Below are 10,958 nucleotides of genomic sequence, written 5' to 3' on the forward strand. Positions count from 1 at the left end.
CGCGCCCAGGGCGGCCAGGGCGGCCAGGGCCAGCCCCAGGGCCATCCGCAGCAGGCGATCCGCCCAGCGCCGTCGCCGGCCATAGGCACGGTGGAAGCGCCAGCCAGCCTCCCGCGCCGCCGCCCCCGCCGGGCGATGGCCCTGCCGGCGGAGCCACCATGCCCGCGCGCAAAACCCATACTCCCCGACCTCATGGGCTCGGATCCACCGCTGCGGATTCTGATCCATCATCGCCTCCCCAGACGCCGAGGCAGAGGTGGTAGGCAAGGTGGGGGCCCCGCTGCACCCTCATCCCTGGCGACGCTCGTGAGGACCTTGGGCCCCCACGCTGGGACTTGACAGATCGGCCCATCCTCATATAATCTAAGGCCAAACTCGGAGAAGCGGAGAGGGTCCTGGCGATGCAGGTCGGTGCCGCGAGCGTCCGTCTGGGCTACTGGCGGTATTACTTTTACTTTGCCGCGCGTCCGGCGGGGCCGCTCGCGGGGATGACGTGATGGTGTAACTCCACCTCAACGATCCTCACCCATCGGCGCGGAGCGGCTCCCCAGAGCCCCCGCGCCGATGGCTTTTTCGGGGGGGCATCGATGCTCTACGGGGTGCGCGGCGCTGTCACTGCGGAGGCAAACACGCCCGAGGCCATCGCCTCCGCCACCCGCCGGCTGCTGGATGCTCTGACTCGGGCCAACCGCCTCAGCCCCGAGGAGATCGTGGCCGCCTGGTTCACGGCCACGCCGGATCTCACCGCCGCTTTCCCCGCTACCGTGGCCCGGGAGATGGGCTGGGACCAGGTGCCCATGCTCTGCGCCCAGGAGATCCCCGTCCCCCAAAGCCTGCCTCGCTGCATCCGGGTCCTCCTGTTGGTCCAGCCGCGGCGGCCCTTCCGCCCGGTTCCGGTTTACCTGGGCGAGGCCCAGCGGTTGCGGCCGGACCTGGCCATCGGGCCAGGTCCGGCGGCCGACCCGGACCCGCCCCCAGTGCCGCCGGCCCCCCGGGTGGCCTTCCAGGGGGAACCGGGGGCCTATTCCCACGAGGCCGCCCTGCGCTTTTTCGGGCCCGGCCTCGCGCTGCTGCCGTGCCGCACCTTCGCCGAGGTGGCCCAGGCGGTGGAGAGCGGCCAGGCCGACTTCGGGATCCTGCCCATTGAGAACTCCACCGCCGGCTCCATCAACGCCGTCTACGATCTGCTCCTGGATCGGGACCTGCGGATCTGGGGGGAGGTGATCCTGCGGGTCCGCCACTGCTTGCTGGCCCCCCCGGGGACCACGCTGTCGGACATCCGGGCGGTCCGCTCCCATCCGCAGGCCCTGGAGCAGTGTGCCCGCTTCATCGAGCGGCACGGTTGGGAGGCTCTGGCCGTCCACGACACGGCCGGCAGTGCCCGGATGCTGGCGGAGCGGCCCGAGCCCGGGGTCGCCGTCATCGCCAGCCGCCTGGCGGCCGAGCGCTACGGGTTGGCGGTGTTGGCCGAGGGCATCGAGGACGAGCCGGAGAACGCCACCCGCTTCGTCGTGGTGAGCACCCAGGAGCCGCCCCGGGGCGCCCGCCACAAGACCTCCCTGGTGTTCAGCACCCGACACGTCCCCGGGGCCTTGCACGCCTGCCTGGGGGAGTTCGCCGCCCGGGGGATCAACCTCACCAAGCTGGAATCCCGCCCCCGCCGCGGACGCCCGTGGGAATACGTCTTCTATGTGGATTTTGAGGGCCACTGGCAGGACCCCCCCTGTCAGGAGGCCCTGCTGGGGCTGCTCCAGCGTGCCTCGTTCGTGAAGCTCCTGGGCTCCTATCCGGTCGCCGAGGGCCCATGGGCCGCATCCGAGCCTGAGGAAAAGGGAGGGGAGCGATGATCCTGGAATGCACTGCCGATGTGGACCCGCGCGCCGTGCAACGTCTGATCGAGCACCTGCAGGCCCGCGGCAAGCCGGTGCACTGGGTGCACGGCCCCCAGCCGGTGTTGGTGTGCCCGGACGAGAGGGGGTTGGACCCCCGGGAGCTGCAGGCCTGGCCGGGGATCCGACGGGTGATCTCCGTTCGCCACGCCTTTCAACTGGCGGCCCGGGATTATCGGCCGGAGGGCACCCAGATCCGGGTGGGGGAGGTCCTCATCGGTGGAGAGGAGCCGGTGCTGATCGCTGGCCCCTGCGCCGTGGAGTCCCGGTCCCAACTGCTGGAGACCGCCCACGCGGTCCGGGAGGCGGGCGCCCACATGCTGCGGGCAGGGGCCTTCAAGCCGCGCACCTCCCCCTACACCTTCCAGGGCCTGGGCCTCGCGGGCCTGGAGCTGCTGGCCGAGGCCCGGGCGGCCACCGGCCTCCCGGTGGTCACGGAGGTGATGTCCCCGGAGGAGGTCCCTCTGGTGGCCGAGGTGGCCGACGTCCTGCAGATCGGCGCCCGCAACATGCAGAACTTCAGCCTGCTGAAGGCCGCCGGCCGCCAGCCGAAGCCGGTGCTCCTCAAGCGGGGAATGAGCGCCACCATCGAGGAGTGGCTGCTGGCCGCCGAATACGTGATGGCCTACGGCAACTTCCACGTGATCCTGTGCGAGCGGGGGATCCGGACCTTCGAACGGGCAACCCGCAACACCCTAGACATCAACGCCATCCCGGTGGTCAAGCAACTGAGCCATCTTCCTGTGCTGGTGGACCCCAGCCACGGCACGGGGGACGCCGCCTATGTGCGGCCCATTGCCCGGGCGGCCATCGCCGCCGGAGCCGACGGGTTGCTGATCGAGGTCCACATCCGGCCCGAGGCCGCCTGGTCCGACGGCCGCCAGTCCCTCTCCCCGGAGGCCTTCGCCCGACTGGTCCAGGAGGTCCGCGCCGTCGCCCGCGCCCTCCGGGAACTCCACGGGTAAGCCGCGATGGATGGCTTTCGCTGGGGCGTGATCGGCCTGGGGTTGATCGGCGGATCCATCGCCCGCCGGCTGGCGCAGCAAGGCATGCCGGTGCTGGGGGCCGACGTGGACCCGGAGCCCTGCCGACAAGCGGCGGGCTCCGGGATCTTCGAGGCGGTGCTGGATCCGGTGGCGCTGGCGCAGGCGGCCGACGGGGTGATCCTGGCCGCGCCGGTGGGGGCCATCGAGGGGTTGCTGGAAGCCCTCCCATGGCGGCCAGGGCAGGTGATCCTCGACACCGGAAGCACCAAACGGCGGATCGTGGCGGCCATGGGCCGGCTGCCGGCAGGGGTGGGGGCTGTGGGCGGGCACCCCATGGCGGGCAAGGAGGTCTCAGGGTTCGCCGCCGCCGACCCTGGGCTCTTCCTCGGCCGGCCCTTCATCCTGGTCCCCACCGCCCGCACCACCCCGGAGGCGGCGCGGCGGGCCGAGGAACTGGTGCGGGCCCTGGGCGCCCGTCCCATGTGGATGGAGGCCGAGAGCCACGATCGGCGGGTGGCCTGGATCAGCCATCTCCCCTACGTGACGGCCCTGGCGTTGATGGCCGTGGGGGAGGCGGCCCGGGATCCCGTCCTGTGGGAGATGGCCGCTTCGGGCTTTCGGGACGCCACGCGGGTGGCGGCCAGCGACCTGCGGATGATGGGCGAGGCGGTGCGCAGCAACGCCGACGAGGTAGTGGCCGCCCTGGACGGGCTGATCGCCACCCTGGAACGGTGGCGCGCCCACTTGCGGGCGAACCCGCCCCTCCTGCCGCCGGAATGGGAAGCCCTGTCCGCCCGCCGCCGTTCCCTCCGGTTCTAATCTCAAAAACCGCGCCCCCTTTGACCTCTTTTTCCCAACTTTCCGGCCCTTCCCCAATGACGCCCGCATAGGGATGAACAAAAACAGGATCCGCTCCATCGGAGCGGAGGCGGCCGGTGAAGCAGTTCCCGACGGGATCTTGTCCGGAGCGCCGAACGATGGCACGCTGTTTCCGGAGCCCAAAGGCTGAAGACGGAGGCGCCGAATGCCGCGGGCAGAGCCGCCGGTCCGCCGCATCCTCGGGGTGCGGGTCCACGATGTGACCATGGCCGAGGCCCTGGAGCGGGTCGCCGCCTTCCTCGCCGCCGGCGGCCCCCATCAGATCTGCACGGTCAACCCGGAGTTCGTGATGCACGCCCGCCGGGACCCGGCCTTCTTCCAGGTGCTGGAGCAGGCGGACTTGAACGTGCCCGATGGGGTGGGGCTGCTGTGGGCCGGACGGGTGCTCGGGCAGCCGTTGCGGGAGCGGGTGCCCGGCGTGGAGTTGATGGAGGCCATCGCCGCCCGGGCGGCCCAGGAGGGCTGGCGCCTCTTTCTGTTGGGGGCCGCCCCCGGCGTGGCCGAGCGGGCCGCCGAGACCCTGCGCCGACGCTACCCCGGCCTCCCCGTGGTCGGCACCTTCGCCGGATCCCCCCGGCCAGAGGAGGCCCCGGCGATCCTGGCCCGGCTGCGCCAGGCCCGGCCCGACGTGCTCTTCGTGGCCTACGGCGCCCCCCGCCAGGACCTATGGATCGCCCGATATCAGCCGGACCTCCAGATCCCGGTAGCTATGGGGGTCGGCGGGGCCTTCGACTTCCTGGCCGGGGTGGTCCCGCGGGCCCCTCGCTGGATGCGAGAGGCCGGCCTGGAGTGGCTGTATCGCCTCCTGCGCCAGCCGTGGCGCTGGCGCCGGATGCGGGTGCTGCCCCGTTTCGTCCTCGACGTCCTCCGCGCCCGCTATGGGAGGGGTGGGACCGGGGCCCGCGTCGGGTAGACGCGGGCGGCGAAGGCTTCCCAGTAGCCCCGGAGGCTCACCGGCCCGTAGGCGAAGATGGCGTGCCCGGCAGCTCCCAGCGCCCGGGCCGCCTCGATGCGATCCTGGATGTCCTGGAAGCAGGCATACCCGCCGTGGATCCCTGGAAAGACATAGCGCCCGCCGGCGTCGGCCAGGAAATCCGCCACCAGCGTCCGGAACCGATCCAGGGTCCAGACCGTGCGGTCCGGGCAGTCGCCGGAGGGGCCCGCCGGGTAGATCATCGGCATCAGCGCGTCCACCCAGCCCTCCCGCAGCCAGCGCTTGGAGTCCTGGTAGTAGTCGGAATACCCCTCGGTGAAACCGGGCCAGCCCCACCGGTTCCGATAAACTCCCCAGACAGCGGCCGTCACCCACGCCCGGGGCCGAACGGCTTTCACCGCCGCGGCCACCTCTCGGACCATGGTGTTCACCTGCTCCCGCTGCCAGTTCGCCCGGTCCGTGGGATTGCTGAAGGGCGGCGTGAACGGATCATAGGAGTAACCCCGGCCCGGGTAGCGGACCAGATCCAGGTGCACCCCGTCCACCGGATAGCGGGTCACCAGGTCCTGCACCACCCGGACCACGTGGGCGCGCACGCCGGGCCAGGCGGGGGTCGCCCAAAGGTAGGCGCTACATGTCATCAGGTTCATGGGGGTCCCCGTGGCATCGTGAACCCGCCAGGCGCTCCAGGAGACTCCGTTGGTGCGGGAGAACGTCCAGAAGGGATGGGGCGGGTTCACCGGATCCGGCGGGGCCCCGACGCCGCACGTCCAGGTCGGGTAGACATTCAAGTAGGCGTGAACCTGAAGGCCGCGGGCATGGGCGGCCTCCAGGAGGACCTGCAGCGGATCGAAGCCGGGGGAGGTCCCCAGGGTCCGGGTGACGGTCCCGGTGAGGTGGGCCGCCCACGGCTCCAGGCCCGGGGTGTAATAAGCATCCCCCACTCCACGGACCTGGAAGAGGAGCACGTTGAAGCCGGCGGCGGCCGCCCGGTCGGCGATCGCCACCAGGGCCTCCGGGCGGGCCCACGTCCCGTCGGTGCGCGTCCAGTCGAAGCGGGTCACCCAGAGGGCTCGGAACTCCGGGCGGGCCGCGCGACGGACCAGCGGCAGATACGTCCGATACGGGCCGATAGCCGCGGGGCGGCTGGGGAGAACTCCCCGGCCCTCCACCGACGGCGGGCGGTAGCCGCTCCGGAGATACCAGAGCGCGTTCTCCACGTCCGTCGGAGCGGGGGCCCAGAACCCAGCTCCCTGCCCGGGCCCGACCAACAGGAGCAACAACCCCAGCGCCAGGCTTCTCCGCCGGTTCATCCGCTCCTCCCCTCAGGCCCGCGGCCAGTCCAGGAACATCGCCTCCAAGGCCAGACGGGCGTTGGCGTTGCGCTGCAGCGCCCGCCATGCCCAGCGGGTCGCCTCCAGGGCCCGACGGGCCCCCTCCAGGCCGACCCGTTCCGCCACCGCCTGGAGCGTCTCCCGGTGCTCCCGGTGGGTCAGGGGAAGGTCTACCCCGCTGGCCAGATAGAGGACATCGCGCCACCAGGCCATTGCGGTCTCCAAGAAGGCGGCGCGGAGCTCCGGGTCGGCGCCAGCCAAGTCGGCGGCGAAGGCGAAACGCTCCACCCGTCCCTGGGGGATCAGCCCCTGGATCTGGCGGAGGCGCTCCGCATACTGCTCCAGGATCTCGGGGTCCTGGGCCGCCTGGACCGCCCAGCCGATCCGCCCGCCCGAGAGCCGGGCCAATGGATCCGCCATCTCCGGGGGAACCCCCCACCGCGCCTGCAGGGCCGCTCGGATCTCGGCCACCGGCAGGGGGTCGAGGGCGAAGACCTGGCAGCGGGAGACCACGGTAGGCGGCAGAGCCTCTGGGGACGGCGCGATGAGCATGAGCACGGCGTAGGAGGGCGGCTCCTCGAGGGTTTTGAGGAGGGCGTTGGCCGCCTCGGTGGTCATCTGCTCCGCCCCATCGAAGACCACCACCCGGTAAGGGCCTTCCACGGGGGTGCGCGCGAGGGCCCGTTGCACCTCCCGAACCTGATCGATCTTCAGGCTGCTCCCCTCTGGGGCAATGAGGAGGGCGTCGGGGTGATGGCCCTCCTGCATCCGCCGGCACGACCGGCACGCGCCGCAGGGCGGCTCCGGCGCGGCACACAGCAGAGCCATCCCCCACGCCCAGGCCAAGGTCCGCCGGCCGACCTGGGGCGGACCGGTGAACAGGTAGGCGTGGGTGATGCGGCCCTCAGCCCATTGGCGGGCGAGGCGGCGCACGGCCGGCCCGTGGCCGACCACGAAGGCCTCCAGCCGGAGGGCCCGACTTTCCGCCATGGATGGCCTCGAGCGGTCAGAAGGCCGGACCGCCCAGCAGCCGTTCGCTCTCGTCCTTGTGGCGGGTTTCGTCCTCGGCGAACGCCTCCAGGGTCGCCTTGAGGCCGACGTCGCCGACCGCCTCCGCCTGAGCGGCCCGCTCCCGATAACCGGCGATGGCCTCCCGCTCGAACCGCAAGGCATCCTCCAGCACGTCCCGCCAGTCGAAGACCTCCGCGGGGGCCTGGGGCTCGACCCGGGGGGTGCCGCCCAGGGCCACGATCTTATCGGCCAGATACATGGCGTGCTTGACCTCATCCATCACTTCCTTCTGGAGGAGCTCCCGCACCTCGTGCCCCGCCAACCCCTTGAGCACGCTGGCGTGGCGGATGTAGCGCAGGATGGTGTTGAGTTCCGCGTTCAGGTCGCGGTTGAGCCCCTCGATCAAGCGGGTCAGCGCTTCGCTCATGGCGAACCCCCTTGTGCGGTAAGATGGGGAGCGGCCGGCGTCCGGCTCAGGCCGACCCCAGGATCCGCCGCAGGACAGCGGGGAGGATGCCGCCGTGGCGGTAGTACTCCACCTCCACCGGCGTGTCCAGACGGGCGATGGCCTCGAAGACCACCTCGCTCCCGTCCTCCCGTCGGGCCCGCACCGTCACCCGTTGCCGCGGCCGCAGGCCCTGGGCGATCCCTAGGATGTCGTAGACCTCAAAGCCCGTCAGGCCCAGGGACTCCCGGCTCTGGCCGGGCAGGAACTGAAGCGGCAACACCCCCATGCCGATGAGGTTGCTGCGATGGATGCGCTCGAAGGACTCCGCCAGCACCGCCTTCACCCCCAGGAGGGCCGTCCCCTTGGCCGCCCAGTCCCGGGAGGAGCCGCTGCCGTATTCCTTGCCGGCCAGGATGAGGAGCGGGACGCCCGCCTCCCGATAGCGCATGGCCGCCTCGTAGATGGTCATGCGCTCCCCAGTGGGGAGATACACCGTGTAGCCGCCCTCCACCCCGGGGACCAGCAGGTTCTTCAGGCGGATGTTGGCGAAGGTCCCCCGGATCATCACCTCGTGGTTGCCCCGCCGGGCCCCGTAGGTGTTGAACTCGGCGGGCGGCACCCCCCGGGCGATCAGATACTGGCCCGCCGGGCTGTTGGGGGCGATGCTCCCCGCCGGCGAGATGTGGTCGGTGGTGACTGTGTCCCCCAGCACCGCCAGGACCCGCGCTCCGCGGATGTCCTGCAGCGGCGGCGGCTCCCGGGCGAAGTCCTGGAAGAAGGGCGGCTCCTGGATGTAGGTGGAGTTCGGGTCCCACTCGTAGAGGTCCCCCTCCGGGACGGGGAGACGCTGCCACCGCTCGTCCCCCTCGAAGACGCGAGCGTAGCGGGCGCGGAAGGCCTCGGGGTCCAGGCTCTCCCGGATCACCCGCTGGATCTCCTCGGGGGAGGGCCAAAGATCCCGCAGGAAGACCGGCTGCCCGTTGGGGTCGAAGCCCAGGGGCTCGTTCTCGAAGTCGATGTCGATGCGGCCGGCCAAGGCGTAGGCCACCACCAACATCGGCGAGGCCAGGTAGTTGGCGCGCACCAGCGGGTGGATGCGGGCCTCGAAGTTGCGGTTGCCGCTCAGGACGGCGACGGCCACCAGGTTGTGCTCCCGGAGGGCCTTGGCGATGGCCTCGGGGAGCGGTCCGCTGTTGCCGATGCACGTGGTGCAGCCGAAGCCCACCACGTGGAAGCGCAGGGCTTCCAGATAGGGCATCAGGCCGGACTGCTGCAGGTAATCCATCACCACCGGCGAGCCCGGCGCCAGGCTGGTCTTCACATAGGGCTTGACCGACAGCCCCCGCTTGACGGCGTTGCGGGCCAGCAGCCCCGCGCCGATCATCACCGAGGGGTTGGAGGTGTTGGTGCAGCTGGTGATGGCCGCGATGACCACCGAGCCGTGCCCCAGGGCCACCATCTGGCCGTCCATGCTCACCCAGACGGCCGGGGCCGAGGGGGCAGCGGAGACGGCCGTCGCCGCCGGGGCGGACCCGCCCTCCCCCTCCAGCCGGCCCAGGGCCTGGGCGTGACCAGGGGAGGCAGCGGGCAGCATGGTCGTGAGGCTCTCCCAGAACTGGCGCTTGATCTCCCGTAGGGGCACCCGGTCGTGGGGGCGGCGCGGCCCCGCCAGGGTGGGTTCGATCGTGGAGAGGTCCAGTTCCACCACCTCGGTGTAGACCGGGTCGGGGCCGGCGCCGTCATAGAACAGGCCCTGGGCCTTCGTGTAGCGCTCCACCAGGTCCACCAGGGCCGGGTCGCGGCCGGTGCCCCGCAGGTAGGCCAGGGTCTCCGCGTCCACAGGGAAGAACCCACACGTGGCGCCGTATTCCGGCGCCATGTTGGCGATGGTGGCCCGATCGGGGAGGCTCAGGGACGACAGGCCGGGGCCGAAGAACTCGACGAACTTGTCCACCACCCCCTTCTTGCGCAGGAGGTAGGTGATGGTGAGGACCAGGTCGGTGGCCGTGGCGCCCTCCGGCAGCCGGCCGGTCAGCCGCACGCCGATCACCTCAGGCAGCCGGATGTAGTAAGGCTGGCCCAGCATCACCGCCTCGGCCTCGATGCCGCCCACCCCCCAGCCCAACACCCCCAGGGCGTTGATCATCGTCGTGTGGGAGTCGGTGCCCACCAGCGTGTCGGGGAAGGCCACAATCTCGCCGTCCACCTCGCGGGTCTGGACCACCCTCGCCAGGTATTCCAGGTTGACCTGATGGACGATGCCGGTCCCGGGGGGCACCACCCGGAAGTTCCGGAAGGCTTTCTGGGCCCAGCGCAGCAGCATGTAGCGCTCGCGGTTGCGCTCGAACTCCTTCTCCACGTTGAGGAAGAAGGCCCGTTCGGTGCCGAAGAAATCCACCTGCACCGAGTGGTCGATGACCAGGTCAGCGGGGACCAGGGGGTTGATCCGCCGAGGATCGCCCCCCAGACGCTTCACCGCCGCGCGCATGGCCGCCAGGTCCACCACTGCCGGGACCCCGGTGAAGTCCTGGAGGAGCACCCGGGCGGGCATGAAGGGGATCTCGCGATCGGGGAGGTCCTGGGGGCTCCAGCGGGCCAGGACCAGGACGTCCTCCTCGCTCACCAGTTGCCCGTCGCAATGGCGGAGGAGGTTCTCCAGGAGCACGCGGATCGAGAACGGCAGGCGGGCGGGGTCGCCCACGCCCAACTCGGCCAGCCGCCCGAGCCGATAGTAGACTACCGTCCCGGCGGCCGTCGGGAGCAGCGCCTTCGCCTCGAAGCGATCCTTCCGGGACATGCCACGCCCCCTCGCGAGGATCCATGAGGCCCTTCGGGGACCCTCGATCCATCATAGCACAAAGCAGCGGGCGTGTCACAGAAGACCGAGGCCGTCCATCCGTTCCAGGTATAATCATCTTCCACCGCCAGTCCCAGGCAGATCCGTGGCGATCACCGACCAGGGACGCATCGTGGCCATGGACACGCCAAGGAATCTGATCCGTTCCCTGAAGGCTGAGCGGCGTCTCCGCTTCACCGCTCCGCCCTCCCTGGACCTCGCCGCTCTGGCCAGCCGGGCTGGCATCACGCGGGTGGAACGGGTCGGCGAGCCAGGGATCGTCTATGGACATGGTCACTGTCGGGCTCTTCCGCTGGGGTTGGGAATGGGCCGCCGGGCGCTCCTTCCCCATTGGAGCAAGGGAATGCCATGCCCCTTTTCCTGCGTGAGGCGGATGTGACAGCGCTGCTCTCCATAGAGGAGGCCTTCCGCGCCCAGGCCGCCGGCCAGGCCGCCAACCAGCCCCGACGCCGCGTCCGCTGGCCCGGCGGAGCCCTCCACGGGATGGCTGCCGGCGGGCCGGGCCTCGGCTACGTCGGGCGGAAGGCCTACACCACGGTGGGGGGGTGAACCCGCTTTGTGGTCCTGCTCTTCGAGGCCGAGAGCGGGGAATTGGCGGCGGCCTTGGAGGCGGACGCCCT

At 71.1% G+C, this 10,958-nt stretch carries 10 protein-coding genes; 5 read left to right on the forward strand and 5 right to left on the reverse strand.

Translation table 11 applies throughout. The annotated features are described in order from the left end of the window. Window positions 1-228, reverse strand: a 228-nt coding sequence (locus tag C4313_RS09415) for a hypothetical protein (RefSeq protein ID WP_352429609.1), incomplete at its 3' end; no start/stop codon positions are given. A 359-nt stretch (window positions 229-587) separates the two neighbouring features. Here C4313_RS09415 and pheA point away from each other — a divergent pair. The 4 genes from pheA to C4313_RS09435 all read left to right on the forward strand — a co-directional run bounded on the left by pheA (window position 588) and on the right by C4313_RS09435 (window position 4,667). Further along, on the forward strand, window positions 588-1,847 hold the full coding sequence (gene pheA / locus C4313_RS09420; RefSeq protein WP_352429610.1) for a prephenate dehydratase: 1,260 nt from the start codon (window positions 588-590) through the stop codon (window positions 1,845-1,847). Continuing rightward, the gene (gene aroF / locus C4313_RS09425; protein ID WP_352429611.1) at window positions 1,844-2,854 is read left to right on the forward strand and encodes a 3-deoxy-7-phosphoheptulonate synthase; all 1,011 of its coding nucleotides are present in this window, start codon (window positions 1,844-1,846) and stop codon (window positions 2,852-2,854) included. Before pheA ends, aroF begins: the two co-directional genes overlap by 4 nt. 6 nt (window positions 2,855-2,860) lie before the next feature. Further along, on the forward strand, window positions 2,861-3,694 hold the full coding sequence (locus C4313_RS09430) for a prephenate dehydrogenase (RefSeq protein ID WP_352429612.1): 834 nt from the start codon (window positions 2,861-2,863) through the stop codon (window positions 3,692-3,694). Window positions 3,695-3,899: 205 nt separating this feature from the next. Continuing rightward, a complete protein-coding gene (locus C4313_RS09435; RefSeq protein WP_352429613.1) occupies window positions 3,900-4,667 on the forward strand; it encodes a WecB/TagA/CpsF family glycosyltransferase in 768 nt (255 codons plus the stop codon). On the opposite strand, the gene C4313_RS09440 is transcribed toward C4313_RS09435, so the two are convergent. The 4 genes from C4313_RS09440 to acnA are packed head-to-tail and all read right to left on the reverse strand — an operon-like array spanning window position 4,631 to window position 10,278. Continuing rightward, window positions 4,631-6,001, reverse strand: coding sequence for a glycoside hydrolase family 10-like protein (locus C4313_RS09440; RefSeq protein ID WP_352429614.1), 1,371 nt, complete (start codon window positions 5,999-6,001; stop codon window positions 4,631-4,633). The genes C4313_RS09435 and C4313_RS09440 overlap by 37 nt on opposite strands. 12 nt (window positions 6,002-6,013) lie before the next feature. Further along, window positions 6,014-7,012 carry a DNA polymerase III subunit delta' gene (holB, locus tag C4313_RS09445; RefSeq protein WP_352429615.1) on the reverse strand — a complete coding sequence of 333 codons (999 nt, stop codon included), beginning with the start codon at window positions 7,010-7,012 and terminating at the stop codon, window positions 6,014-6,016. Window positions 7,013-7,028: 16 nt separating this feature from the next. Further along, complete coding sequence (locus tag C4313_RS09450) at window positions 7,029-7,460, reverse strand: ferritin-like domain-containing protein (protein WP_352429616.1); 432 nt, start codon at window positions 7,458-7,460, stop codon at window positions 7,029-7,031. 46 nt (window positions 7,461-7,506) lie between these two features. Next, entirely contained in the window at window positions 7,507-10,278 is a 2,772-nt protein-coding gene (acnA, locus tag C4313_RS09455) for an aconitate hydratase AcnA (RefSeq protein ID WP_352429617.1), read from the reverse strand. A gap of 408 nt (window positions 10,279-10,686) precedes the next feature. Here acnA and C4313_RS09460 point away from each other — a divergent pair, with 408 nt between their 5' ends. Next, window positions 10,687-10,887 carry a hypothetical protein gene (locus C4313_RS09460; protein WP_352429618.1) on the forward strand — a complete coding sequence of 67 codons (201 nt, stop codon included), beginning with the start codon at window positions 10,687-10,689 and terminating at the stop codon, window positions 10,885-10,887. Window positions 10,888-10,958 lie beyond the last annotated feature (71 nt).

It is taken from the genome of Thermoflexus sp. (assembly GCF_040289485.1).
Taxonomy (GTDB): Bacteria; Chloroflexota; Anaerolineae; order Thermoflexales; family Thermoflexaceae; genus Thermoflexus.

Excerpts from the sequence above, each read along its gene's own strand:
- pheA (WP_352429610.1), top strand. The coding sequence starts at position 588 with ATGCTCTACGGGGTGCGCGGCGCTGTCACTGCGGAGGCAAACACGCCC.
- aroF (WP_352429611.1), top strand. The coding sequence starts at position 1,844 with ATGATCCTGGAATGCACTGCCGATGTGGACCCGCGCGCCGTGCAACGT.
- C4313_RS09430 (WP_352429612.1), top strand. The coding sequence starts at position 2,861 with ATGGATGGCTTTCGCTGGGGCGTGATCGGCCTGGGGTTGATCGGCGGA.
- C4313_RS09435 (WP_352429613.1), top strand. The coding sequence starts at position 3,900 with ATGCCGCGGGCAGAGCCGCCGGTCCGCCGCATCCTCGGGGTGCGGGTC.
- C4313_RS09440 (WP_352429614.1), bottom strand. The coding sequence starts at position 6,001 with ATGAACCGGCGGAGAAGCCTGGCGCTGGGGTTGTTGCTCCTGTTGGTC.
- holB (WP_352429615.1), bottom strand. The coding sequence starts at position 7,012 with ATGGCGGAAAGTCGGGCCCTCCGGCTGGAGGCCTTCGTGGTCGGCCAC.
- C4313_RS09450 (WP_352429616.1), bottom strand. The coding sequence starts at position 7,460 with ATGAGCGAAGCGCTGACCCGCTTGATCGAGGGGCTCAACCGCGACCTG.
- acnA (WP_352429617.1), bottom strand. The coding sequence starts at position 10,278 with ATGTCCCGGAAGGATCGCTTCGAGGCGAAGGCGCTGCTCCCGACGGCC.
- C4313_RS09460 (WP_352429618.1), top strand. The coding sequence starts at position 10,687 with ATGCCCCTTTTCCTGCGTGAGGCGGATGTGACAGCGCTGCTCTCCATA.